The sequence below is a fragment of the Paenibacillus luteus genome (assembly GCF_006542765.1).
Taxonomy (GTDB): Bacteria; Bacillota; Bacilli; order Paenibacillales; family Paenibacillaceae; genus Pristimantibacillus; species Pristimantibacillus luteus.
This window is the reverse complement of the sequence record NZ_SKCD01000011.1, coordinates 478837-502666: the sequence shown is the minus strand read 5'-3', so window position 1 is coordinate 502666 and position 23830 is coordinate 478837. Positions and strand designations below refer to the sequence as shown.

General features: G+C 47.2%; 25 protein-coding genes. 15 read left to right on the top strand and 10 right to left on the bottom strand.

Annotated features, from left to right (window positions below):
- The first annotated feature begins 19 nt into the window (after window positions 1-19).
- From E0496_RS10240 to E0496_RS10220, 5 genes are all read left to right on the top strand, one after another.
- On the top strand, window positions 20-700 hold the full coding sequence (locus E0496_RS10240; protein WP_241674673.1) for a DnaD domain protein: 681 nt from the start codon (window positions 20-22) through the stop codon (window positions 698-700).
- A gap of 194 nt (window positions 701-894) precedes the next feature.
- Window positions 895-1629 (top strand): class I SAM-dependent methyltransferase, encoded by a 735-nt coding sequence (locus E0496_RS10235; RefSeq protein ID WP_141501461.1) that lies wholly within the window; start codon window positions 895-897, stop codon window positions 1627-1629.
- 126 nt (window positions 1630-1755) lie between these two features.
- Window positions 1756-2634: a pentapeptide repeat-containing protein gene (locus E0496_RS10230; RefSeq protein WP_141501460.1), complete on the top strand. Its 879-nt coding sequence runs from the start codon at window positions 1756-1758 to the stop codon at window positions 2632-2634.
- Between the two features lie 79 nt (window positions 2635-2713).
- Window positions 2714-3337 (top strand): TetR/AcrR family transcriptional regulator, encoded by a 624-nt coding sequence (locus E0496_RS10225; protein WP_161601360.1) that lies wholly within the window; start codon window positions 2714-2716, stop codon window positions 3335-3337.
- Window positions 3338-3368: 31 nt separating this feature from the next.
- A complete protein-coding gene (locus tag E0496_RS10220) occupies window positions 3369-4253 on the top strand; it encodes an alpha/beta fold hydrolase (protein ID WP_241674672.1) in 885 nt (294 codons plus the stop codon).
- A gap of 181 nt (window positions 4254-4434) precedes the next feature.
- Here E0496_RS10220 and E0496_RS10215 read toward each other — a convergent pair whose 3' ends face one another.
- Window positions 4435-5454 (bottom strand): MerR family transcriptional regulator, encoded by a 1020-nt coding sequence (locus tag E0496_RS10215; RefSeq protein ID WP_141501458.1) that lies wholly within the window; start codon window positions 5452-5454, stop codon window positions 4435-4437.
- Window positions 5455-5619: 165 nt separating this feature from the next.
- Here E0496_RS10215 and E0496_RS36855 point away from each other — a divergent pair, with 165 nt between their 5' ends.
- The 4 genes from E0496_RS36855 (at window position 5620) to E0496_RS10205 (ending at window position 6894) form a co-directional block, all read left to right on the top strand.
- Window positions 5620-5751, top strand: coding sequence for a hypothetical protein (locus E0496_RS36855; protein WP_277755841.1), 132 nt, complete (start codon window positions 5620-5622; stop codon window positions 5749-5751).
- Window positions 5752-5871: 120 nt separating this feature from the next.
- Window positions 5872-6327 (top strand): DinB family protein, encoded by a 456-nt coding sequence (locus tag E0496_RS10210; protein WP_141501457.1) that lies wholly within the window; start codon window positions 5872-5874, stop codon window positions 6325-6327.
- A 208-nt stretch (window positions 6328-6535) separates the two neighbouring features.
- Window positions 6536-6730 (top strand): hypothetical protein, encoded by a 195-nt coding sequence (locus E0496_RS36470; protein ID WP_241674671.1) that lies wholly within the window; start codon window positions 6536-6538, stop codon window positions 6728-6730.
- Window positions 6694-6894, top strand: coding sequence for a GNAT family N-acetyltransferase (locus E0496_RS10205; RefSeq protein ID WP_241674670.1), 201 nt, complete (start codon window positions 6694-6696; stop codon window positions 6892-6894). The genes E0496_RS36470 and E0496_RS10205 overlap by 37 nt, the downstream gene beginning before the upstream one ends.
- A gap of 184 nt (window positions 6895-7078) precedes the next feature.
- Here the strand turns inward: E0496_RS10205 and mtnB are convergent, their stop codons facing one another.
- The 8 genes from mtnB to E0496_RS10165 all read right to left on the bottom strand — a co-directional run bounded on the left by mtnB (window position 7079) and on the right by E0496_RS10165 (window position 15033).
- Window positions 7079-7732 carry a methylthioribulose 1-phosphate dehydratase gene (mtnB, locus tag E0496_RS10200; protein ID WP_141501456.1) on the bottom strand — a complete coding sequence of 218 codons (654 nt, stop codon included), beginning with the start codon at window positions 7730-7732 and terminating at the stop codon, window positions 7079-7081.
- Window positions 7732-8412: a 2-hydroxy-3-keto-5-methylthiopentenyl-1-phosphate phosphatase gene (locus tag E0496_RS10195; RefSeq protein WP_141501455.1), complete on the bottom strand. Its 681-nt coding sequence runs from the start codon at window positions 8410-8412 to the stop codon at window positions 7732-7734. The genes mtnB and E0496_RS10195 overlap by 1 nt, the downstream gene beginning before the upstream one ends.
- Complete coding sequence (locus E0496_RS10190) at window positions 8412-9641, bottom strand: 2,3-diketo-5-methylthiopentyl-1-phosphate enolase (protein ID WP_141501454.1); 1230 nt, start codon at window positions 9639-9641, stop codon at window positions 8412-8414. Before E0496_RS10190 ends, E0496_RS10195 begins: the two co-directional genes overlap by 1 nt.
- Window positions 9638-10507: a pyrroline-5-carboxylate reductase gene (gene proC, locus E0496_RS10185; protein WP_141501453.1), complete on the bottom strand. Its 870-nt coding sequence runs from the start codon at window positions 10505-10507 to the stop codon at window positions 9638-9640. Before proC ends, E0496_RS10190 begins: the two co-directional genes overlap by 4 nt.
- A 54-nt stretch (window positions 10508-10561) precedes the next feature.
- Window positions 10562-11812, bottom strand: a complete 1251-nt coding sequence (locus E0496_RS10180; protein ID WP_141501452.1) for a glutamate-5-semialdehyde dehydrogenase — start codon at window positions 11810-11812, stop codon at window positions 10562-10564.
- A gap of 34 nt (window positions 11813-11846) precedes the next feature.
- The gene (gene proB, locus E0496_RS10175) at window positions 11847-12956 is read right to left on the bottom strand and encodes a glutamate 5-kinase (protein ID WP_141501451.1); all 1110 of its coding nucleotides are present in this window, start codon (window positions 12954-12956) and stop codon (window positions 11847-11849) included.
- Between the two features lie 337 nt (window positions 12957-13293).
- Window positions 13294-14484 (bottom strand): pyridoxal phosphate-dependent aminotransferase, encoded by a 1191-nt coding sequence (locus E0496_RS10170; protein WP_141501450.1) that lies wholly within the window; start codon window positions 14482-14484, stop codon window positions 13294-13296.
- Window positions 14485-14571: 87 nt separating this feature from the next.
- Window positions 14572-15033 carry a hypothetical protein gene (locus E0496_RS10165; RefSeq protein ID WP_141501449.1) on the bottom strand — a complete coding sequence of 154 codons (462 nt, stop codon included), beginning with the start codon at window positions 15031-15033 and terminating at the stop codon, window positions 14572-14574.
- Window positions 15034-15153: 120 nt separating this feature from the next.
- Here E0496_RS10165 and E0496_RS10160 point away from each other — a divergent pair, with 120 nt between their 5' ends.
- Window positions 15154-15954, top strand: coding sequence for a carbon-nitrogen family hydrolase (locus E0496_RS10160; protein WP_141501448.1), 801 nt, complete (start codon window positions 15154-15156; stop codon window positions 15952-15954).
- Here the strand turns inward: E0496_RS10160 and E0496_RS10155 are convergent, their stop codons facing one another.
- Window positions 15955-16848, bottom strand: a complete 894-nt coding sequence (locus E0496_RS10155) for a LysR family transcriptional regulator (RefSeq protein ID WP_141501447.1) — start codon at window positions 16846-16848, stop codon at window positions 15955-15957.
- A gap of 163 nt (window positions 16849-17011) precedes the next feature.
- Here E0496_RS10155 and leuC point away from each other — a divergent pair, with 163 nt between their 5' ends.
- From leuC to E0496_RS10130, 5 genes are all read left to right on the top strand, one after another.
- Complete coding sequence (gene leuC, locus E0496_RS10150; protein WP_141501446.1) at window positions 17012-18427, top strand: 3-isopropylmalate dehydratase large subunit; 1416 nt, start codon at window positions 17012-17014, stop codon at window positions 18425-18427.
- Between the two features lie 28 nt (window positions 18428-18455).
- Window positions 18456-19055 (top strand): 3-isopropylmalate dehydratase small subunit, encoded by a 600-nt coding sequence (gene leuD / locus E0496_RS10145; protein ID WP_141501445.1) that lies wholly within the window; start codon window positions 18456-18458, stop codon window positions 19053-19055.
- 157 nt (window positions 19056-19212) lie between these two features.
- Window positions 19213-20622 carry an N-acetylmuramoyl-L-alanine amidase gene (locus E0496_RS10140; protein WP_141501444.1) on the top strand — a complete coding sequence of 470 codons (1410 nt, stop codon included), beginning with the start codon at window positions 19213-19215 and terminating at the stop codon, window positions 20620-20622.
- Window positions 20623-20641: 19 nt separating this feature from the next.
- Complete coding sequence (locus E0496_RS10135; protein ID WP_141501443.1) at window positions 20642-21187, top strand: GerMN domain-containing protein; 546 nt, start codon at window positions 20642-20644, stop codon at window positions 21185-21187.
- Window positions 21188-21312: 125 nt separating this feature from the next.
- Window positions 21313-23796, top strand: a complete 2484-nt coding sequence (locus E0496_RS10130) for an S-layer homology domain-containing protein (protein WP_141501442.1) — start codon at window positions 21313-21315, stop codon at window positions 23794-23796.
- The last annotated feature ends 34 nt before the right edge of the window (window positions 23797-23830 follow it).

The window sequence follows — 23830 nt, the reverse complement described above, 5'->3', positions numbered from 1 at the left end:
TTTTAGGAGGCAGTTGGTATTGAACAACGAAATATGGAAGGCGTATTCCCATGGAATGGCCGCCGCCTTGCAAGAGGGCGGTGTGTATGTGTCTGCCATGCTGCTTCGAACCTACCACCAGCTTGGTTTGTCAGACACAGAAGCGATGCTTATGCTGCAAATCATGGTGTACACGGAAGCGGATATGAACGATTTTCCTACGCCTGAGGAGCTGGCTGAACGGATGGGACAGACGGTTCGCGAAGTTGGTCAATCTTTGGGGCGGTTGATGAAGGAAGATTTTCTGACGATCGATGAGTATATAGACAACTCCACGGGAATGCAATCTGAGCGTTACAACTGGACCGGATGGTTGCTTAAGGCAGCGGCACTGACTTCGGAGCAGAAGCGAGAGACGAGAAAGGCAGAACGTCAGCCGTTGAAGCCGCAGGCAGCGTCACCATCAGATCTATTCAGCGTGTTCGAGCAGGAATTCGGGCGATTGCTCTCACCGATTGAATGTGAAACAATCTCTGGCTGGTTGGATCACGATCGCTATACGGATGAAATTATCCGATTTGCCCTTAAAGAAGCCGTATTTGCAGGAAAGCTAAGTCTGCGCTATATTGACCGAATTCTGATCGAGTGGAGCCGCAACCGAGTAACCAATGCGGAAGAAGCTCGCGCACACGCGCAGAAGTTTAGGGGAGGAAGAGGCTAAGCCATCGTGCTTGGTCTTTTTTTCTGGGTCAGAAGGTCGAATTGTTGCTTCATAAATCTTTCTTTCGAATGATTTGAAGTTACTATTCGAAACATATTTTTTGAAACCGTAAACAATTCATATTATAATATGAATTAAAATTCAAATCAGAATGAATATTGATTATAAATAGGAAAGAGGGTAGCTGTAGCTATATGAAACAGAACAAATATGACGATACCGACTTTTTCGAAAAATATAGCAAAATGGCCCGTTCGGTCGGAGGTTTGAACGCCGCCGGAGAGTGGGAATCTTTACGGCCCATGCTTCCGGATCTGAATGGCAAACGTGTGCTTGATCTTGGCTGCGGGTTTGGCTGGCATTGCCGGTATGCCCGAGAGCAGCAAGCACAATCCGTAGTTGGCGTAGACCTCTCGGAAAAAATGCTTGAACGCGCCCGTTCGATGACGGAAGATCCCCATATTCAATATGTGCAGCTTGCAATCGAAGATATTGCATTTGCCTCCGAGCAATTTAATGTTGTCATTAGTTCACTTGCCTTGCACTATATTGAACGGTTCGATTTGATCTGCCAGAAGATTCACCATAGCTTAACCGTTGGTGGGAGTTTCGTGCTTTCGGTTGAGCATCCCGTGTTTACATCGGTTGCTGCGCAGGATTGGCACTATGGCCAGCAAGGCGAAAAGCTGCACTGGCCGGTTGATAACTATTATCTGGAAGGCTCGCGTATAGCTAGATTTTTGGGAAATGATGTTGTCAAGTACCATCGCACCGTAGCTCATTATATAAATGTGCTTATTGAATCTGGTTTTAGCATCAAGAAGCTTTCCGAACCTAAGCCAACGCAAGACATGCTGGCGAACACGCCAGGTATGCAGGATGAACTCCGCAGACCGATGTTCCTGATGATTGCGGCGGAGAAGATTTGATAGGAAAGCAAGCTGGTAAAGTTTAATTAAAGTCATTTTTTCCATTTGGTGTCTTATTTTGAAATGATACAATGGTGTGATTAAACCAATTTGTAGCTGCAAATGTAGAAAGAAGGATTTCAAACGATGAGCATTCATGTAGAGTCGTTTCATAACAAAAAAGAGAGCTTGATAGCGGATTGTGAGAACTGTTTTGGTCTTTGCTGCGTGGCATTGCCTTTTGCAGCTTCTACCGATTTTGCGATCAACAAAGACGCCGGTCAGCCTTGCAGTAATTTGCAGGAAAACTTTCGCTGCTGTGTTCACATGAACCTCAGGCAGCTAGGTTTCAAAGGCTGTACCGTCTATGACTGCTTCGGCGCTGGACAGAAGGTATCTCAGTTTACCTATAAGGGACAAGACTGGAGAAAAGCTCCGGCATCTGCGGCTCTCATGTTTGAAGTGTTCCGGATCATGAAGCAGCTTCAAGAGCTGCTATGGTACTTAAGTGAAGCTTTAGCGATTCCGGAAACGCATTCCATCCACAGTGAACTCGAGCTTGCGTTGGACGAGACGGAACGTCTGACCAACTTGGAGCCTGATTCATTAATCCATGTTGATGTTTTCAGACACCGGGCTGATGTGAACGTGCTGCTGCTGCAAACCAGCGATTTTGTTCGAACAGAGGCACAGCGCAAGCAGAAACCAAGCAGTAAAGGCAGAGGGCACCAGAGGAGATTTGGTCGAGGAGCTGACCTCATTGAAGCCAAGTTAAAGGGTTACGATCTAAGGAGCTCGAACTTGAGAGGGGCCTATTTAATTGCGGCTGATCTTAGAGGAGCCGATCTGAGAGCAGCTGATCTCATTGGCGCTGATTTTCGGGACGCCGAGCTTAGTGGAGCTGATCTGTCAGAAAGTATTTTTCTTACACAAGCCCAGTTGAATTCTGCTAAGGGAGATGCCCAAACGAAGCTGCCAACGCATCTAGCCCGTCCTGCACATTGGTCTACTGAAGGTAGCTACTAAAAGGTAAACATTTACAAATATATAATCAGATGTTAAAATGTGAATGAACATTCATTCAAAAGGTGGGTTGAGGATGTCATTGGAAAGCAAGCAATTACAACAGAAATTTATGAAAGGCTTTGAACAATCCGTATCGGATCCTGCAATTAGGCAAATTATCATTCACGCCAATGAGGTGTTCGCTAAGAAAGGATTCGTAGGCGCTAAAATCAAAGATATAGCAGCTAGCGCGGGTTTTAGCCAAGGTTATGTATATACTTATTTTAAATCAAAAGAAGAAATTTTCACCAAAATTGTTCAGCTTGCCTCAGAGGGAGCTTGGCAATCAATCAAGTACGCCACTGAAATGCCCGGATCGCCACTTCAGAAGATGGTCTGGCTGACGGAAGCTTTTTTATCACCCGATAGCATTGCCATTCAGCATTGGAGATTGATATTGATTCAGACGGTTACCTCTGATGCCATTCCAGAAGAAGCAAAGCGGTTAACAAAAGAAAATAGCAGAAAACCGTTTGAGCTGCTTGTTCCTTTAATTATAGTAGGGCAGCGAGCCGGAGAATTTACAGAAAAAGACCCGTTGATGCTTGCCATTACCTATTTTTCTTTCATTCAAGGCCTCGGAATCGCAAGATTGCAAACCTCTGCGGATATCCCCTTTCCATCTGCTGAGATCGTTTTACAATTTTTAATGAAGAACAATTGATCATGAGTTTGATTAGGGGAGGAGATTGCTGATGATGGTAAATCCATTCAAAACAGAGTCAGGTAAACAGCAGGTATGGGCTTCATACGAGCTGCTGCTTGGCTTGTGGTCTGTATCATTAGAGGAACATGATGTGGAAACCCGGTTTGGAATCACTCATTGTATTACAGCTGGATGCGAAGGCAACCCACCGCTTCTTTTGCTTCATGGAGTGGGGGATAATTCTGCAGTTATGTGGATGTTAAATATGAAGGAGCTGTCTAAGCACTTTTTTTGTATCGCTGTGGATACCATTGGCGGTCCTGGGAAAAGCGTGCCGAATGGGAATTTTAATAAAAACACATTTAATCAAGTCGAGTGGATACTGCAAATTGCTGATTATTTTAAACTCGATTACTACAATATCGCAGGCGTATCCAACGGTGCCTACATGGCCTATAACTTCGCTACGGTTAATCATAGCCGGATAAACAAGGTGGTTTGCATGGAAGGAGGAATGGTCACTCAGCCACTCAAAACGATGATCCAAATGCTGCTGATCATGTTCCCCGAAATCATGCTGCCAACAGAGCGAAACTTGCTTAACATCATGAAAAAGATGAGCTCACCAAACTCCAATTTATTTGTTCAAAATCCTTTGCTTGCCAAGCACCTCGTTCTACTGATGAAAAATCATAATCAAAAAGCGATGTTCAACCATAAAATTGAAAAATATGAACCAAGCAAAGGGAGCGCGATAAAGGACAAGCTTTATTTTCTAATCGCGGAGCATAGAATTCATGCCAAGAAAAATTTCATCAAAATTTTAAAGGATGGAGGTTATTTCTATAAAGTGATTCCAAACGCAGGGCATGGCATTAACCATGAACAGCCTGCGGTCATCCATGAAGAGCTTATTCGATTCTTAAAATCATAGCAGCTCAGTAATGTGTCAGGAGGTGTGTGGGGAAGAAAGAACCCGATACCGTTAGGCATCGAGTTTCACTGTGGTGCTTGCGTTGCCGTAGTCCCCAACCGAGCGCCAGGCATCGGCTTCGTCCATATGTCCGACATTCTCCTGACACAGGCGATGATTGACTCAATTCTGCTAACGGATATCAGGGCTTGCAAGCATACAGAAGTCCGATTGGCGTGCCTAATGGATTCGATAAGGTAGAATAGCCTTTGACATTTAGCCAATTTGCCAATTCGAAAGCAGAGGAAGGACACCATTTCAACTGCTGTTCAACGTAATTTCCAGTTTCTAGTTCCTCTTCGATCGGGTTCATTAGCCCAGTAATGACAATACGTCCACCGTTCAGCAATACCCGGTCCATTTCCGCCAGTGCCAGCAGCTGCTGGGAAGAAGTCAAATGATGCATGGCAAAGGTGCAAACGATAAAAGAATAACTTTGAGCGGCAAGAGGGAGCGCAAGTAGGTTGCCTTGCTTGGCATCGACATCAGGCAGCCTTTCCCTGATCAAGGACAGCATTTCGGCGGATTGTTCAACGACAGTAAGCTTTGCCCCTGCATTCGTGACTAGCACCGATAAATTTCCACTGCCTGCGCCAAGCTCCAAACCGATTTCATCATGACGTGGGTCCAGCCATTCAATCGTTTTGTGAAGTGATAAATTATAGTGTTCTTCGGATATGATTCCATTCAGCGTAATAAGCGGAGCTCGGTAACCGTGCTGCAGCGCGATATCATCATAGTTCCAAAGATCGCTCCATGAAGCCCGCAGCATTCGGTTTTGCTTCATCTCCTCAGCAGCGCTCTCCAGTTGGTGCAAGTTGGTGTTACCGTTTTTCTCCCATACGGAAATGGTTTCATCCAAGGCTTGCAGTGCTTTTGTCGCTGTAATCCAAGATTCATATAAGAGCTTGCGTGCTGCTTCTACTTTACGAAGGAATGCATCCGGTTGTTGGACAGCGGATAAAGCATCCTGAATGGACGAAAGGGGCAGTCCGAGCTCTCTAAGCGAAATAATCCAGCGTAGTTGGATAAGATCGGCTTCTGAATAGTCGCGATATCGGTTTTCGAGCGCCTTGTATGGAGTAATTAGTCCTTTTTCCTCATAAAAACGCAGCGTGCGAGGGGTAACTCCAAGCATTTTTGCTGCCTCATGAACTTTCATCGACTTCACCTCCTCCCCTCATTATGAACATTGCCGTTACGTTAATGTCAACCGTGAATGGTTACAAGCTTTATTTTGCGCAAAGCGGTGCAATAGGTTACCCATTTTATGGTACTCTTGAGGTGAGAACTAATTGTGTGAGGGGGGCCTCGGGGTGGAAACCCTATGAAGAAATATGGAACCATCCAGCTGATTTTAGAGTTAAATACAGGCTTTATACTCAAGAAGAAGGTGGTAGAGAGCATCACGTATTTCAAAGCTATCGCTCTGATTTATTTTATGATGGAGATGACTTGAATGAAAGTTGCGAGCGCAGAAATTATTGAAATTTTAGGGCTTCATTTCAATGCAAAATTATTACGCTAGCGGGGAACAGCAGGTTCAAGTAATCGATGATACGAAGAGGGGGAAACCGTAATGAAGACGATCAAGCGCATGATGGACCATCTATACTGGGCGGACGGACGTATTTTGGACGCGCTCGAGGAGAGTGAGACGAAGAACAAGGACCTTCTGAAGCTGGCTCGGCACATCGCGGTCGCGGAACGAGTCTGGTTGTCCCGATTGCAGGGCAAGGGCAGTGCGCAATATTCGTTGTGGGAGGAAGCGGAAGACCTGACGGCGATCCGGACGTTGTTTGAAGAGAACGCCGAGCAATATCGCGTTTATATCGAAGGGCTCGAGGAATCCGAGTTGGACGAGATGGTCAACTATGAGAACCAGAGCGGGGTTCCGTTCCGAACTTCCGTCAGGGACATCCTGTCGCAGGTCCTCTTACATGGGCAATATCACCGGGGACAGATCAACCGGGCACTTCGAATCGAATCGGCAGAGCCCGTCCAAGTCGATTACATCACGTTCGCGAGGCTCTAACGGGGCCTAATAAACAGCATTACTCGGAATGAGATTAGCATTGACCTAACGGCAAACGATAGTTGAACAATTAAGGAGCAGTTTGCTGCGGCAGCTGCTCCATTTCTTTATTAAGGGGCAGGTTAGCGTGATTCTTTAAAAAGAAATGAATATGGTTGAAACGAATATAGATCACATAAATTACAATGTATGAGATGGGGGATGCTCAATGAGTGTTATTGTAAGAGACTGTACTTTGGAAGACATTGATGGCATCGCTTTTTTAATGGGCGAATTAGGCTACCCAACAAGCTATGAGGAAATGAAAGGACGCTTCAAAAATCCAACGTTTATGAAAAAAATGGCATCAATGTGCTTATCGTTGCCATGGTGGTACACAGTGATTCTAGAGGTAAAGGGATAGGAAAACAGTTGCTTTCAGAGGCTGAGTATTGGGCAATGAATCAAGGGGCAATTTCAACGTCGCTTAATAGTGGTAATCGTTCAGAAAGAGAAGCAGCTCACCTATTTTACCAACGATTTGAGTTTACTCCAAAAAGCACTGGCTTTATTAAAATCATCGTATGAGAAGCTCAACTAGCGGGACACTTTAGTTGAAAAAAACAGCGACAGTCTGATATTTTTTTTCTGTTGACAGAAGGATCAGCTCGATGTGGCATTTACATAGATTCTAATTCAGCTCACTTCAATAGGAAAAGGCGACCGTACAGCTGTGCTGCAGGTCGCCTTTTCCTATTGTTTTGCTTAATTCTTAGCGATTTCCGCGTTGAAGCAATTCCAGACGGTATACATATTCGAATATAAATTCAAAGGCTTCCAAATGGCGCTTCGCTTCGAATGCGTTAGCTCCCCAGGCGTAGATTCCGTGCTTACGGAGCAGAATTCCCGGAATGTTTTGCACAATGCGTTCGGTTACTTCGGGAACAATAGAAGGGATATGCGCGAAGTTTGAAACGATGGGGATTTCAATATGCGCTTCCTCATCCCAAATATTGAACCCTTTGATCAGCTCAACGCCGTCAACCGGGACTGATTTGCGGTCCCAGAAATATTCCGAAATGACGCTGTTGTAGACCGAATGGATATGGAAAATCGCACCGGCGCCTGTCAGCTTATAGATTTCGCAATGAATAAGGGTTTCGGCGGATGGTTTGAGACGAGTGGTCTCACAGGGCTTGCCATCCTGATCCACAAATAGATAATCCTCGGGCGTATGAATCGTTTTGTCCTTGCCGCTTGCGGTAACAGCAAATTGGAAATCGTCCGCTTTGAAGTCACCTACGCGAACGGATAGATTTCCGCTCGTGCCTGGGAACCATCCGCGGGAGGCAAACAGTTCTTTGACTTCGCGCAGCTCGGAGAGAGCACGCTGTTTATCTTCTAAAGCAATTTGTTGAAAGCTCATTACACAGACTTCCTTTCTGTATTCATGCTTTGGATAATATCATGGAAGGTTTCGTATTCGTAATGGGGCAACCCGAGCTCCTTGCACTTCACTGTCAAATGGGAGCGGGAATAAACCACATCAGCGAGCTTAGCCCCTTCGAAATCGGTAACGCTGTCCCCGATAATAATCCGCTCGTATTGGCCCTCAGGAAAGCGGCGCATAATCGTTGTTTTGCACATGCCGCAATCGTTGCTGCAGTGCTCATCGCAAGGATTCGGCCATAAGATTTCAATACGTTCACCGCTGAAATCGCTGCTGTTGCAGTAGATATGGTCTTTCGGAATGTTAAAAGCTTCAAGAATCGGATACACGAAAAAGTCGATTCCACCGCTCGTCACATAAAAGTCAATGTGCTGCTCTTTACAGTAAGCAAGAAATTCTGCAAACCCGTCGCGGATGCGAGCGTTAGAAATGCTGAACGCGATAACTTCCTTTTGCATGGATGATGGGAGAAGGCGGAATAATTGTCCTACGCCATCCTTGATGGTAAGCTCCTGAGCGATGGTTTGCTGGGCAATTTTCTCCCAGCCATCCGGATTAAAGTGCTTGATAATTGCAATAATGTTGTCATTAACGGTAATTGTTCCATCAAAATCACAAAACACGATGCGTTTCTTAGCTGTCTGGTTATCAGTCATTATTCTTTTATCCCCCATGCTTGAATTGCTGCATGCAGCGCCTCGTTGCCTGCTTGATCAGCTGCATTTCGGAGCGGTACTCCATTTAAGGTAGCTGTAATCGCTTGGCGGAAAGCTTGTCCGCCTGCTGCGGTTCCCATCGGATGGCCATGGATACCGCCGCCAGCATTAACGACAACGTCAGTGCCGAAATCTTTTAAGATTAGCGGTACAAGACCGGGATGTATGCCTGCGGACGGTACTGGGAAGCTGGATCTGAGACCGTGCAGCGGCTCAAGCAGCGCATCCTTAACCGCGAGATTTTCCTCTTTAGGCATGACGACCGAGCCATACGGCGACGGGAACAGAACGAGATCGGCTCCGGCTAGCCGCATAAGCTTGCCAAGCAGCAGGGAAGCGCTGATTCCGTAATGGGGGGATGGATACATCGCCCCAGCCATTGCAGGATGGGCAGCGATCGGTACGTTAATCGTTTTATCGCTGCTAAGCTCGTGGAGCACATCAAAGCCGTAGGCTAGCACGTTGAAGAGCAGCGCGTTAGCGCCAGCATCAATGGCTTTGCGCGCATTCGCGGCAAGCTGCGAGGTAGGACCGGTTAGATTAACCGCATACAGCAGCTTTTGGCCGGTTTCCGTTTCCGCCCGCTTTGCTGCTGACATACAAGCTTCAACACGTTTCTCCAGCGGCGTAAGCGGATTTTCAAACAGAATTTCATCATCCTTAATTAGATCAACCCCGCCAAGCGCTTGTTTATAAAATTGGTCTTGCAAATTGGCTAAATCATAGCCGACCACGGATTTGAAAATACTCATGAGCAGTGGGCGGTCTTGAACGCCAAGAAGGTCACGAACACCTTGAAGACCGAATTTCGGGCCAGGGAAGGCAGAAACAAAATCTTCAGAAACATCTAGATCAAGGAGCTTGATTTTGCCATCCATAGATAGTTTTCCAAACACAGTAACGAGTAGGGCTGGCAGATCGCGGCTGAAGTTAATGTCCGGATAGGCAATGCGAATGTCAGCAAATCGTTCACCTGCAGCCGCATCAAGAGGCTCGTGGACATTGACGGACAATACTTTACCAAGATGTTTCTCCATATCTGCTTTTTGCGCTTCAGGAAGTTCCGTCCAACTTCCAACAGTCAAGCCGACAGCAATGGACAATGCTTTTTTGTTGAAATCTGCTTTGTCGTCATACGAACGATAAGTTGCTATACATACAGCGTTCATTCTGTGATACTCCTCTCGATAGCAGCGCCCAGCTCTCCCGCGCGTTCCGCGGAGCGATGCACAGCTTTACTGATTGTTTCCGTGAAGCGATTCTCATCCATCAGTTCAATGGCCGCTTGCGTTGTCCCGTTCGGTGAGGTAACCTTGCGGCGAAGCTCTGCCGGCTCCTCACCCGTATTGCGAACCATTTCCGCTGCTCCGAGCACAGTCTGGACGACTAGCTCCTTGGCTGCCGATTGTGTTAAGCCGAGCTCGACTGCGGATGCAATCATGGATTCCATAAAATAATAAACGTAAGCAGGGCCGCTGCCCGATACTCCTGTGATGGCTTGCTGCAGCGACTCGTCAACGATGGCGTTGATTCCGACAGAGCTGAATATTGCTTCCGTAAGCGTCCGCTGCTGATGCGTGACAGAAGGAGAATAGCTGATTCCGGTCGCACCAAGGCCGATTGTGCTGGAGGTGTTCGGCATAGCACGAACGACGGATGCCTCACCGCCCAGCAATTTTTCGATTGCGCTGATGGAAAGTCCTGCGATAACCGAGATAAAAAGCTGTTTAGGTGAAACGAGCGGCTTAATCGCAGCAATCGCTTCAGCGGCATCCTTCGGCTTCATCATAAGAAAGACGATATCCGCGCCGCGCAAGTAATCTTCATTGCTTGAACCTTGAACGATCGTTTGAACGCCGTAACGCTCATTAAGCTCGTTCAGCCGTTCTTTATTTTGACGATTCAACATGGAAATGCGTTCCGGTGCAACCAACTTCTCGTTGGTTAGGCCTCTGACGATGGCTTCGGCCATCGAACCGGCACCGTAGAAACAAAGCTGTAAGCTAGAAATGCCGGTTTTTGTTAATAAGGACATTTGTTATATTCCTCCCTATGAATTATCATTTCGATATGAATGTAAGGGGATGGATTATCCCCGAATTTGGCCGTTTCCGTATACTTTGTATTTCGTCGAGGTCAGGGCAGGCAGGCCCATAGGACCGCGAGCATGCAGCTTTTGCGTACTGATGCCAATTTCGGCGCCAAATCCGAATTCAAAGCCATCCGTAAAGCGGGTAGAGGCATTGTGATAAACCGCTGCAGCATCGATATCTTGAATGAAACGCTCGGCATTCGAAGCATTTTCGGTGACGATGCATTCGGAATGCTTCGTGCCGAAGCGGCGAATATGCGCCAGAGCGGTATCCAGGTCCGGCACGATACGAATATTCATGATGTAGTCATTATATTCGGTTGCATAGTCCTCGTCAGTGACAAGCTTCGTTCCAGGCAGCAGCGCTGCAGTTCTTTCACAACCACGCAGCTCAACATCGGCTTTCTGGAAGCGCTCGGCAAGCTCAAGCAGATGCCGATCCGCGAAGGCTTCGTGAACAATTAGTGTCTCCATGGAATTACAAACGGAAGGACGCTGTACTTTGGCGTTAAAAGCAATTTCCGCAGCCATCGTAAAATCAGCGCTTTCGTCAATGTAGGTATGACAAATACCAGCTCCCGTTTCAATAACAGGCACGGTTGCGTTTTCTACCACATTACGAATCAAAGAGGCTCCGCCGCGCGGTATGACCACATCGAGCAGTCCGTTCAATTTAAGCATTTCATTAACCGATGCGCGATCAGAATCCTCGATGAGCTGAATCGCGTCAGCAGGCATTTCCGTCTCCGAAAGAGCTTGTTTCAACACTTCTACGATTTTGCGGTTCGATTCAATCGCTGCAGAGCCTCCGCGCAGTACGACGGTATTACCGGTTTTGAGGCAAAGACCAGCGGCGTCTACCGTTACGTTCGGACGCGCTTCATAGATCATGCCAATGACACCTAGCGGCACTCTGACTTTATCTACTCTGAGTCCATTCGGGCGGTCAAAATGCTCAAGCAGCTCGCCAACTGGATCCGGAAGATCCACGATTTGGCGCAATCCTTCAGCAATAGCCGTAACCCGATCATTATTCAAGGCAAGGCGGTCGAGTAGGGAAGGGCTAGTACCTTGCTCGCGACCGCGCTCCAAATCAAGCTTGTTAGCGGCTATAATGGCGGATTGCTCGGCGAGAAGGGCGTCCGCCATTCGGTTAAGTGCCGTATTTTTTTGTTCTGTCGTCAACCGGTTCATAATTGCTGCGGCGTCCTGTGCCAATGTTGCTTTTTGTCTCACTTCGCTGGTCATAGTATGAAGCCTCCTAATGGATTTTATAGCTAACTTATGATTTCAATGTGATCCATTCATCACGGTGAATGACTTCAATGCGGTTAACATCCACTCTGCGCTTCACTTCCTCGGTCGTCATCCCGGCTACTGCCTGAATTTGCCAAGCAGCATAATTGACAACACCACGCCCGAGAGTTTCGCCCTGCCTATTTTTAACCTCAACGACGTCGGCAGGCAGGAATTCGCCTTGTATTTCGGTTACGCCAGCCGGTAGTAGACTCTTACCGCCTTCAAGCAGAGCTACCACGGCTCCATCATCGACGGTGATGGTACCTTGCGGCATGGAATGGAAGCCAAGCCATTGCTTCTTCATAGGAAGACTATTAAGCTTCGTGTCGAAGTAGGTGCCGCGGCCCTTGCCATCAACAGCGAGCATGAGATCGCCTTCCTGCTGTACTTTGCCGATGAAGGCATGCACGCCGCCACGCATCGCAATGCGCGCCGCCTCGATTTTGGAACGCATGCCGCCCGTACCTACGGAGGAGCCCGCGCCGCCAGCCACTTTCATGATATCCTCGGAAATTTGATCCACACGCTCAATTTTGACGGCTTGCGGATTTTTACGTGGGTCTTCGGTATACAAACCGTCCATATCCGTAATGATCACTAACTTGGCAGCCTTCGTCATCGTTGCCACTAGCGCAGATAAGCTATCATTATCTCCGAATTTGGGTACGAGCTCATCAGTTGCTACCGTATCATTTTCATTGATGATCGGGATGATCCCAAGCCGAAGCAGTTCTTCAATCGTCATCAATGCGTTTTGGATACGGCGTCGGTTTGAGAAGTCCGCACGCGTGAGCAAAATTTGAGCAGCGACGATACCGTAAGCGCTGAAAGCTTCTTGATACGCTTGCATTAGCAGTGCCTGGCCTACGGCTGCGGCTGCTTGTTTCTCATGTACGATCTTTGGTTTGGCTGTATACCCGATTTGACGAAAACCGGCTGCGACGGCTCCGGAGGTAACGAGCATTACGCCATTGCCGCCTTGATGAAGAGAGGCAAGCTCTGAGACAAAATAATGAATGCGCTCGCGGTTTAGACCGCCTTCCTCAGAGGTGAGGGAGCTGCTGCCAATTTTTACGACTATACGTTCCGTCATGATTGATCCCATCCTATGCTTGTTTCGTGACAACAAAAAAGACTTCCGTCCATAAAGGACGAAAGTCTTCACTTCCGCGGTACCACCTTTGTTGATGATCAATACAAACAGATCATCCAGCTTAAGCCTATAACAGAAGGCGCTGTCCGGTTCATCACCGGCCGCTCGGAGGTAGGTTCAGCAAGCGGCCTTCGGTAAATTCTCGCAGCCCATGGAATTTACTCTCTGATCGCGACCTTGCATGCTTAATAGTCCCGTCATCACGTTTCATGTTCAATTCTTACAAGCATATCACGATCCTATGCTGCTGTAAAGGAATGCAAGCGCAAGGCGTTTCTCAAAAAAGATTGAGCTTGCCAATTCGTTCCACAGCTTCCTCGAGTCGTGCCTCATCCGTTAACAGACCAAGGCGTACATAACCCTCGCCGTGTGTTCCGAAGCCTACGCCAGGCGCGACGACTACATCTGCTTCGTAAAGCAGCAAATCGGCAAAAGATTCCGAGGTATAGCCAGGTGCCACAGGCAGCCAGCAGAAAAAGGATCCGCCTGGGCGGTCAGCTTTCCAACCAATGCGGTCAAGCGCTGCAAACAAAGCGTTCCGGCGCCTTTCATAACGTGCTTTCAAATCGTCTACGCAGTCCTGCGGACCGGTTAAGGCGAGCGCAGCAGCTTCTTGAATTCCGCCGAACAAGCTGCAGTAATAATGGTCCTGCATAAGGTTAATCAGCTTGATGATTTGTGCATTGCCGATTGCAAAGCCTACGCGCCAACCAGCCATATTATAGGTCTTGGACAAGGTATAGAATTCAACGCCAACTTCCTTAGCGCCTGGGGTTTGCAGGAAGCTAATCGGCTTGCTGCCGTCAAAACCGATTGCACCATAAGCAAAATCGCTTGCCACGACGATGCCATGCTCTCTAGCATAAGCGACCGTATTAGCGTAAAACTCAGCATTTGCTACAGCGCCGGTAGGGTTGTTCGGATAGTTCATGAACATCAGCTTGGCGCGATCAGCGATTTCAGACGGAATCGCACCATAATCGGGCAAATAGTTATTTTGTTCAATTAGCGGCATGAACGACATCTCAGCACCGGCAAGCGCAACTCCTGACCAATAGTCAGGATAGCCCGGGTCAGGAACGAGACATACGTCACCGGGGTTCAGCAAGCATTGGCTGATTTCGACAAGGCCGGTTTTTCCACCGAAGAGAATGGCTACTTCGGTTGTTGGATCAACATCAACGTCATAATCTTCCTTATACCGCTTAGCAACAGCTTCCTTGAGAAAAGGGTAGCCACTAAATGGTGGATATTTGTGGTACAACGGGTTAGCTGCAGCTTCCTGCAGCTTTGCAACAATATGGGGAGGGGTCGGCTGGTCCGGATTGCCTTGTCCCAAATTGATTACATCGCGTCCTTTGGCCACTTGAGCGTTAGCTTTAGCAACCAGCTTGGCAAAAAATTGCGTCGGAAGTCCATTCATCCGATCCGCGGGCTGAATAAGGTGTTGACCGATTTGTGTTTCCATTCCCTCACACTCCACATGAAAAATCGCTATCTATTATTAGGCAATAGCTTAAATGTAGCACGAATGTGGGGAGATGAGAAGCAAAGCCTAAGATGCGGGAATGCCTACCTTTTGAATAAACGGTTTAATATCTGCTTTGAACAGGAACAAAAAAGGCCTGCGTTTCTCATCAAACACGAGGAGGAGCGGCGGTTTGTCCTTACAGTAAAACAGAAATAAATCGTTGGAAACGACTGAAACGTCGTTTGCCTTAATCGTGACCGCTTTCTCTAAAGGAACACGGTAAACATAACTGCAGCTTTCATCATTAGTCAATTGAGGGGCAAGTCCAGTGATGGAGCCAAGCCACGAGGCAGCTAAAGCCTGATAGCTCGCATCATTCGGAATGGTCTTGACAACCTTACCCGCAGCTACGTCAAATACTTGTACTGGCTTCAGACCTACCTCTGAGGTAGGTGAGCCTTGGGCGGGCTGGGCAGCTGCCACTTGCGCCATTAACAGAAGCGAGCAGCATGCAAGCAGCATAGCGGCAATTTTTTTGGAAAGCATAACGGACATTCTCCTCATCTATTGTATAGTGGTAAAGATCATAACCTTACGTTTCCCATCTTGACACAGAAGCATGAGAGGGTATCATTAGGAAAAAAAGCAATAACGGAGGAATATAAGATGAGCAACCCATTGCGGCTTGCATTACTGCAAATGAATATAGAAGCGGGAAATCCGGAAGCCAATTTTAAGAAATTAGCCAGTATGCTTGAAGAAGCGGTTAATCAAACGGACAAGCCAGATGTGATTATGTTTCCGGAAATGTGGAATACGGGATATGCATTGACCGAAATTCAAACCTTGGCAGATCATGAGGGGACGCGCACCAAAGCTTTTTTAGCCGAGTTCAGTCAGAAACATCAGGTTCACATCATTGGAGGTTCTATCGCTGAGCGGAAGGAAGATAAGGTGCTGAATACGATCTATGCTTTCGACCGCGGCGGAAATGTGGTTGCGGATTATTCGAAAATTCATCTGTTTCGGCTCATGGACGAGGAAAAGTATTTGGAGGCCGGAGATAAGCTGGGCAAGCTGGAGATTGAAGGAGCAGGCGCTGGAATGATGATCTGCTACGACATCCGCTTCCCTGAGCTTGCCAGAAAGCTGGCACTGGAAGGCGCCAAGCTGCTGTTCGTTCCCGCGGAATGGCCGCATCCGCGCCTGCACCATTGGCGCACGCTTCTCACCGCGCGCGCCATCGAAAACCAAATGTTCGTCATCGCTTGCAACCGGATGGGAACGAGTGGAGATACTCAATTTTTTGGACATTCACTTGTAATTGATCCGTGGGGTGAAACGATTGCAGAAGCAGGCGAAGAAGAAACAATTTTATATGCGACAATTGATTTGTCGCTCGTTGATGAGGTAAGAACGAGAATTCCGGTATTTGAAGATCGTAGACCTTCTATATATGAAGGCTGATTAACGGTGGGTGACGAGTGTCTTTTTCAAAGTTCGGATAAAAGCGTCCGCAGCTTTGGACAGATAACGTCCTTTCCTGCTGGCGACGACAAGTGTTCGGGTAGGACGTTGGTTTAAGGGAAGGTAGGCAGGCGCAAAATCGGAGCCTTTCGTCCGTGTGAGCATTTGCGGGACGAAGGCAATGCCCATGCCGCCGGCTACAAGAGATTGAATCGTATCGATATTACTGCTTTCAAAAACGATGCGCGGAGCAAAGCCAGATTGCTCGCATAGGTCAACCGTAATTTGCCGAAAGCCTTGTCCGCGTTTGAGCCCGATAAACGGTTCATCTTGAAGCTCGGCAATATCGATCGGCGTTTCCCGGAGAGCGAGCGGATGAAGCGGCGGTACTGCCAAGCAAATTTCTTCTTCCATAAAAGGCTCCCATGCCAAGGAACTGTCGATGAGAGGGAGAGAAAGCAAGCTTAGATCCGTGCCGCCGCTTGCAGTAAGCTGCTCCAGCTTCGCGGTTGTATCCTCGACAAGCACCACTTCAATTTGTGGATAAAGTTCACCGAAAACCGGTAGAACAAGCGGTAGAATATGCGATCCAGTAATAGGGAGTGTTCCGACGACCAGCCGGCCGCGTCTCATCTGAGCCATATCATCCATCTCTTGCTTCAGTTGTTCCACGGCATCTAGTATGTCTTGCGACTTGCTCACGAACACCTGCCCAGCCTGTGTGAGTTCTACAGAGTTGGTCGTTCTGCGAAATAGCAGTACGCCAATCTCTTGCTCCAGCTTAGAGAGCTGTTGGCTGAGGGAGGGCTGGGCAATGTGCAGCTTCTCCGCAGCCCGGGAAAAGTTTTTCTCTAAAGCGATTTGAATCACATAGTTTAGTTGTCTTAGTTCCATTCCTTGAAACTCCTCTATACAAAATTATGGATTGAAAACTTCCATTATAGTTATTACCTATAGTCGTTATAGATATTATATCTTGGATCAATGAAGAAAGAAATGATATAGTAGGTTCAGTTAAGAAAAGCAGAAGATTTAATGAAACGATGGGGTGAATATAATGACGAAAAAGACAATGTTTGAGAAGATCTGGGATAATCACGTCATTCATCAAGAAGAAGGCAAGCCAAGCGTTATTTATATCGACTTGCAGCTCGTGCACGAAGTTACATCGCCGCAAGCGTTCGAAGGACTGCGTCTATCAGGCCGTAAAGTACGTCGTCCTGATCTTACTTTCGCTACGATGGATCATAACGTTCCGACGAAAGATCGTTTTAATATTACAGATCCGATCTCTAAACAACAAATCGATACGCTTACTCAGAACTGTAAAGATTTTGGTGTAACGCTGTTCGATCTTGACAGCATCGACCAAGGTGTCGTTCACGTCATGGGACCTGAGCTTGGCCTTACTCATCCAGGCAAAACGATCGTTTGTGGAGACAGCCACACTTCGACTCACGGTGCATTTGGCGCTTTGGCGTTCGGTATCGGTACGAGCGAGGTCGAGCACGTTATGGCTACGCAATGCCTGCAGCAATCGAAAGCAAAAACGCTTGAGGTTCGCTTCAACGGCAAACGCAAGCCTGGCGTAACAGCAAAGGACTTGATCCTAGGCGTTATTGCTCAATACGGTACGGATTTCGCAACGGGTTATGTTATTGAGTTTACAGGCGAAGCCATCACAAGCTTGACTATGGAAGAGCGTATGACGGTCTGCAACATGTCTATTGAAGCAGGCGCTCGTGCCGGCCTAATCGCTCCAGACGAAACAACATTTGAATATTTGCGTGGTCGCCAGTATGCACCAGCTAGCTTCGATGAAGCGGTTGAAGCTTGGAAACAGCTGACAACAGATGAAGGCGCAGAGTATGACACAGTCGTACACTTCGACGTAGACGCATTGATCCCACAAGTGACTTGGGGTACTAGCCCAGGTATGGGTACTAACATTACGGCAAAAGTTCCTTTCCCTGCTGATCTTCCAACAGAGAACGAGCGCAAAGCGGCTGAAGCAGCGCTTGAGTATATGGATCTTAAACCAGGTACGCCTATGAGCGAGATTCCAATTGATTATGTATTTATCGGTTCATGTACGAATGGCCGTATTGAAGATTTGCGCGCTGCTGCTGAGATCGCAAGAGGCTACAAAGTTAGTGATCGGGTTACCGCAATCGTCGTGCCAGGCTCTGGCCGTGTAAAAATTCAAGCCGAGAAAGAAGGCTTGGACAAAATTTTCTCCGAAGCTGGATTTGAATGGCGCGATGCAGGCTGCTCGATGTGTCTTGCGATGAACCCTGACGTATTGAAACCGGGCGAGCGCTGCGCATCTACATCCAACCGTAACTTCGAAGGCCGCCAAGGCCGTGGCGGACGTACGCATTTGGTATCGCCTGCAATGGCTGTTGCTGCAGCGATTAAAGGTCACTTTACTGATGTTCGTGACTGGGAAATCAAATCCGAAGTGCTGAACTAATTGAACGCGAGAGAGGGGTATAACCGATATGGAACCGTTTAAACTACTTACAGGCATCGTCGCCCCGGTCGACCGGGTCAATGTCGACACTGATGCAATCATCCCTAAACAATTTTTGAAGCGCATTGAGCGCAGCGGCTTTGGCCAATTCCTATTCTTCGAGTGGCGTTTTCACGAAAACGGAGATATCAACGCTGAATTCGAACCGAACAAACCGCGTTATGAGGGCGCTTCTGTCCTTGTTTCCCGTGCTAACTTTGGTTGCGGCTCCTCCCGTGAGCATGCGCCTTGGGCGATTCTTGATTATGGCTACAAAGTAATTATTGCTCCGTCTTATGCGGATATTTTCTATAACAACTGTTTCAAAAACGGCATTTTGCCAATCAAGCTGAGTGAAGAACAAGTGGAAGAGCTTTTTCAACGCACAGCTAAATTCGACGGTTATGCGTTAAAAGTGGATTTGGAGAACAAACAACTCTCCGATGACCATGGTCTAACGATCAGTTTTGACCTTGATGAGCACCGTCGTCAATTTTTGCTGCAAGGTCTTGATGATATCGGCTTGACACTTCAGCACGCAGACGAAATTACAGCATACGAGCAAAAGCACGCCGCTCGTCTAGGCTAAGTTAGTATAAGAAAGAGGACGATTCGGCCTTCTCAGGCGATTCGTCCTCTTTTTTCCTTTAAACGCAACTTTTTCTGACAAGCTGCGTCTATATTTTAGTCTGTAAAAGTCGAATGCACTCATTCGATGCGGGCAATTTCAGTCATCGAGGTGGGAAATGAAGAAATTTGTATCCATGTTATTGTTTATGTCGGTATTTTTCACGATGTTCGCCACTGTAGGACAAGCAGCAGAGGTTATCCCTAAGCTTTTCCTGAATGGCCTGCAGTTGAAATCTGATGTGAATCCCCAGATCATCAACAGCTCAACGGTCGTTCCCGTGCGAACGATTTCTGAGGGATTAGGCTTTCAGATTGATTGGGACAGCAAGACTAAAACAGTGACGGTGATCCACGGCGATAATGTCATTAAGCTAAAGGAAAATGACAAGACCGCTTTGGTTAACAACCAAAAGGTACAACTGGATACACCGACGACGATCATCAAAGGCACGACTTTAGTTCCACTCCGATTTATAGGCGAGCAGTACGGACTTAAATTCGAGTACAAAGCTACCGAGAAAGAAGTACATATGTATCAGGAGTCCACTGTACCTACGGAACCCACTGATCCGTCGCAGCCTGCCGAACCAACAGGAACGATCACAGAAGTAGCATACAATGGCAACAGCTCGCTAACCGTCAAGTATGATGGAGTCATGAAAGCGAATAAGCCATTGCTGCTCGAGAATCCGAAGAGAGTGGTATTCGATTTTCCGAACACAGCTTTTGCTACTGTTTTGAGTGGACAAATGGAGGTAAACGTTACAGACAGCACTTATTTGCAAAAAATTCGTTATTCCTTGTTTAGCAGTACCCCAGCTACCGTTCGCTTAGTTCTCGAAATTAGCGAAAATACAGGTTATGTTCTGACGGAGGATTTGGGTAAGTTTGAATTGACCTTCCTGTCATTAACAGACGTGCCGACAGATCCGAGCATTCCGATTGAACCGCCAATTGTAGTTAATCCTGAGAACCCGCCTTCATCGAATGATGTCTATGATGTTGTCATTGATCCCGGGCATGGGGGTTCAGATCCTGGTGCGAAGAGCGTACTGAACAAATGGGAGAAAGAATTTAACCTGAATGTTGCACTGAAAATGAAAGCGCTGCTCGAAAAAGAAACTAAAATAAAGGTCCATTTTACGAGAACGGGCGATACTTACCCAACGTTGGACGAACGTGTTAAATTTGCTGAAAATTTAAAAGCTGATTTGTTTCTATCGATCCATGCCAATAGCGGAGGAAGTACCGCCTCTGGTACCGAAACTTATTATTATCGCGATAATAGTAAAGCGTTGGCCGGTGTTATCCATAAGCATTTGATTGCAGCAACAGGCTTAAAGGATCGCGGAGTGAAAAAAGAAGCTTATAAGGTCATTAAGCAAACAACGATGCCAGCCGTGTTGATTGAAGCCGGCTTCTTGTCGAATACCTCCGATGCCAAAATGTTATTCGATGATGCCGCGCAAAGCCGCATAGCTGCTGAGCTTGTCGCGGGCATCAAGGAATACTTGAAAGTAAAATAGAAAGCAGGTGTTCAGTGTTATGAAAACATTCAAAGCACGCGGGCTGCTTGCTGTCATCATCTTATCTGCTGCATTGGCAGGCTGTGGTGTGCAGGACAAGCCAGGCAACCAACCAGGCAGCACAGCTGCACCTACCGCAACTCCTTCGCCAGAGCCTACTGCAGCATTAAACGAGCGCGAAGCTATCATTTATTTAACCGATACTGAGCTAGCTGAAACAATCGAGAAATCTGTGAAGCTGCAATACGAAACGGATACCGATCTTGTGAAAGCGGCAATAGCCGAGCTTCAAAAAGATCCTGCCGAAAATGTTTTGGCTCTATGGCAACCGATTGAGATTACATCCGTAGAACTAACAGATGGTCTTGTGGTTCTTGATATTCATCTGCCGGACGAAGCACGTCTGGGTGCCCCAGGCGAAATGCTGGTTATCGAGACATTGAAGAAAACATTGTTCCAGTTCGACTTCGTCCAAGGGATTCAGCTCCTGGTTGATGGCGCTGAAGTAGAAACGTTAATGGGCCATGTGGAGCTTGAGTATCCGATGGTGCGCGAACAAGAATAGCAGAAGCTTCATACTAAACACGCTTACAGCTTATAGTTACATCATGAAACGGCTCCGTCCTTGTAAAAGGCTTGCGGGGTCGATTCTGCTTATTTCATCCTAAACTTTCAGGGGGATATCCATCTATGACATTGCATTTTGCAGGGAAAAAGATTTTAACAGGAGCGATTGTATTTTCACTAGTAACCGGCAGCGGAGTTATGCTGCCAAATCAAATTCAGGTGTCAGCAGCAGCATTAACCACGCCATTTAAAGACGTGAGCAGCGGACATTGGGCTGAGAAGCATATAGCAAAGCTGGCATTGCAAGGAATCATTGCGGGAAATACAACAACCAGTGGCGCATTTGTGTTCCGGCCAAGTGAAAATGTAAGCCAACAGGAAGCGGTATTGATGGCACTCCGTTTTGCAGGTTTAGATAAAAAAGCCGACCAGGATGCGATTATCGGCTTTCCTACATCTTTTGAAGTGAGCAGTTATTTCAAACCCTATGTGACGCTTGCTTTTCAGGAAGGCTTGCTTGATCAGGCAGAAGAATTCGAGCTGGCAGCCAAGGATCCTAAAGTAGCTTGGGGAACAAAAGCAGCTACAAGGGAATGGGTTACAAAACTGATGGTTCGTGCGATTGACCAGGAAGAAGAAGCACTACGGTTGCAAAACACGGCTTCCAGCTTTACGGATTCCGCGCAAATCAATTCGTTATATAAAGGATATGTCAATGCAGCTGCCAAGCTTGAGCTTGTAAAAGGCGTTACAGCAACCAAGTTCGATCCGAAAGCGAATGTGAACCGCGCAAGCTTGGCGACGATGTTCAGCCGGGCGGAATCGATTTTTCCTGTTGCATATGAGGGTCAAACAAGCGGAATTGTAACAGCAAACACAGCGGCTTCGCTAACTTTGTTCAGCGATAAGAAGGAAACAAACTATGCGATTGATGCAGACACGCTCTTTTATCATTATAATTCGGAAACGCCAATTACAAGAGAACAGCTAGTGGACTACGGCGACGTCACTGTTATTGCTAAGGACGGTAAAGCAAAATATGTGGAAGTCAAAGGGGACAAGCAGTACACGAAGACAGTAACAGGTACGCTTGACCGGGTTATTGCTGACGAGAAGAAAATATACGTATGGATCAACAATAAGCCGGTTGAAATCTATTATAACGATGCAGTCACCGTTGTAGATACGGACGGCAAGGCATTGGCACTCTCCGCGATTAAGAGAGACAGCCAAATCAGCATTGTGCAGGATACGTTCCGTGAAACTCCGCTTGCCCTGAAGATTGTGGCTTCCTCGCAAGCCGCGGCAACAAGCGCTACTGGCACGTTCTATAGCGCGGATGGTCAGCTTGTTACCATTATGTCGGGTTCAGTGCTTGTATCGAAGTTTGTGGCTGATACGGTAACTGTAGAAATTGACGGTATTAATGGAGCGACGGTTAATGATTTGATCAAGGAAGCCGATCAAGTAGAACTAACGCTTAACGATAAAGATCAAGTAACGAAGATAAAAGTGGCTAACCGCAATGTAAAAACGTTAGCTGGCGCACAGGTTGCAAGCTACGTCTATGACAAAAAGCTGCTTACGATCGTTGATGCGTCAGGAGGAAACGCGCAGGCGCTCTATTTTACAGACAAAACAAGAATCGAATACAGCGGCAATGTGATTTCACTTGCTTCGGCTAATAGCCTATTGACTCAAAATCGTAAAATTGTAATTAGCTATACGGGCGATTCGATCGTTTCCCTGCAGTTTATAACGAAATACACAGGTTCGCTTGTATCCATGAACTCTGCGGCTAATTTGATGACCCTCCGATTGGATGGCGGTGCTACCGCAGCTGTTCCTTACAATTCCGCGTATGTTGAACATCCAACTATCGCAAATGCGGGCTTGAGCGATTTGAAAGCCGGCGATCTACTCACATTGGAATTAAATAGTACGCAGGATCGCGTAGCGACGGTTAAGGTCCATCTTAACGCCCAGTATGAGGTCGTCTCGCTTGATACGATAAACAAAAAGGTGCGTGTAAAAAATATAGCGACTGCCGCATTTGATTTAGCAGTGCTAAATACGGAGCTGCTGAATGATGTTGGGGCGAAACTAACGGTAGACCAAATCCCGGTTGGCTCGATCATCAATGTTAATTATATTGGCAAGCAAGCGGTCACTGCCCGGATCGTTCCTGTAACCTTGGGGACAGTTCAAGCCATTGCGGCCAATTCCGTTACGATTGTAAGCCTAGCGGGGCAAACGATTACGTATAACGGTGAAGTTGGCTTCACGATCAGCAAAGGCGCTTCTCTGGGGTCGGCAACTAACCTATTGGCCGTAGGAGATTACGTGGAAGTACAGAAGCCGGAAGGCGCAAGCACGCTTATCACGGCTGCTGTTGGTGAAAGCCGCGTCTTTACGAGCTATAATGCTTCAACAGGCCAAATTTGGACGGAGAAGGTGTCGGATTCGGACAACCGTAATTATTTTAACGTTACCAGCAGCACAAAATATACGTTGAATGGTGCTGTAGGCACGGTTACTGCTTTGAAAGCAGGGGACAAGCTAACGATTTATGGCTTCCGTAACAACGCGATTGCCATCGTCAAGTAGCGTTTTGCTTAAAAAATGGATGAATTTGTGCCGA

What these genes read in the sequence shown, in the direction of transcription:
- E0496_RS10235 (WP_141501461.1), top strand. Translation starts at nt 895, where the DNA reads ATGAAACAGAACAAATATGACGATACCGACTTTTTCGAAAAATATAGC.
- E0496_RS10230 (WP_141501460.1), top strand. Translation starts at nt 1,756, where the DNA reads ATGAGCATTCATGTAGAGTCGTTTCATAACAAAAAAGAGAGCTTGATA.
- E0496_RS10220 (WP_241674672.1), top strand. Translation starts at nt 3,369, where the DNA reads ATGATGGTAAATCCATTCAAAACAGAGTCAGGTAAACAGCAGGTATGG.
- E0496_RS10215 (WP_141501458.1), bottom strand. Translation starts at nt 5,454, where the DNA reads ATGAAAGTTCATGAGGCAGCAAAAATGCTTGGAGTTACCCCTCGCACG.
- E0496_RS36855 (WP_277755841.1), top strand. Translation starts at nt 5,620, where the DNA reads ATGAAGAAATATGGAACCATCCAGCTGATTTTAGAGTTAAATACAGGC.
- E0496_RS10210 (WP_141501457.1), top strand. Translation starts at nt 5,872, where the DNA reads ATGAAGACGATCAAGCGCATGATGGACCATCTATACTGGGCGGACGGA.
- E0496_RS36470 (WP_241674671.1), top strand. Translation starts at nt 6,536, where the DNA reads ATGAGTGTTATTGTAAGAGACTGTACTTTGGAAGACATTGATGGCATC.
- E0496_RS10205 (WP_241674670.1), top strand. Translation starts at nt 6,694, where the DNA reads ATGGTGGTACACAGTGATTCTAGAGGTAAAGGGATAGGAAAACAGTTG.
- mtnB (WP_141501456.1), bottom strand. Translation starts at nt 7,732, where the DNA reads ATGAGCTTTCAACAAATTGCTTTAGAAGATAAACAGCGTGCTCTCTCC.
- E0496_RS10195 (WP_141501455.1), bottom strand. Translation starts at nt 8,412, where the DNA reads ATGACTGATAACCAGACAGCTAAGAAACGCATCGTGTTTTGTGATTTT.
- E0496_RS10190 (WP_141501454.1), bottom strand. Translation starts at nt 9,641, where the DNA reads ATGAACGCTGTATGTATAGCAACTTATCGTTCGTATGACGACAAAGCA.
- proC (WP_141501453.1), bottom strand. Translation starts at nt 10,507, where the DNA reads ATGTCCTTATTAACAAAAACCGGCATTTCTAGCTTACAGCTTTGTTTC.
- E0496_RS10180 (WP_141501452.1), bottom strand. Translation starts at nt 11,812, where the DNA reads ATGACCAGCGAAGTGAGACAAAAAGCAACATTGGCACAGGACGCCGCA.
- proB (WP_141501451.1), bottom strand. Translation starts at nt 12,956, where the DNA reads ATGACGGAACGTATAGTCGTAAAAATTGGCAGCAGCTCCCTCACCTCT.
- E0496_RS10170 (WP_141501450.1), bottom strand. Translation starts at nt 14,484, where the DNA reads ATGGAAACACAAATCGGTCAACACCTTATTCAGCCCGCGGATCGGATG.
- E0496_RS10165 (WP_141501449.1), bottom strand. Translation starts at nt 15,033, where the DNA reads ATGCTTTCCAAAAAAATTGCCGCTATGCTGCTTGCATGCTGCTCGCTT.
- E0496_RS10160 (WP_141501448.1), top strand. Translation starts at nt 15,154, where the DNA reads ATGAGCAACCCATTGCGGCTTGCATTACTGCAAATGAATATAGAAGCG.
- E0496_RS10155 (WP_141501447.1), bottom strand. Translation starts at nt 16,848, where the DNA reads ATGGAACTAAGACAACTAAACTATGTGATTCAAATCGCTTTAGAGAAA.
- leuC (WP_141501446.1), top strand. Translation starts at nt 17,012, where the DNA reads ATGACGAAAAAGACAATGTTTGAGAAGATCTGGGATAATCACGTCATT.
- leuD (WP_141501445.1), top strand. Translation starts at nt 18,456, where the DNA reads ATGGAACCGTTTAAACTACTTACAGGCATCGTCGCCCCGGTCGACCGG.
- E0496_RS10140 (WP_141501444.1), top strand. Translation starts at nt 19,213, where the DNA reads ATGAAGAAATTTGTATCCATGTTATTGTTTATGTCGGTATTTTTCACG.
- E0496_RS10135 (WP_141501443.1), top strand. Translation starts at nt 20,642, where the DNA reads ATGAAAACATTCAAAGCACGCGGGCTGCTTGCTGTCATCATCTTATCT.
- E0496_RS10130 (WP_141501442.1), top strand. Translation starts at nt 21,313, where the DNA reads ATGACATTGCATTTTGCAGGGAAAAAGATTTTAACAGGAGCGATTGTA.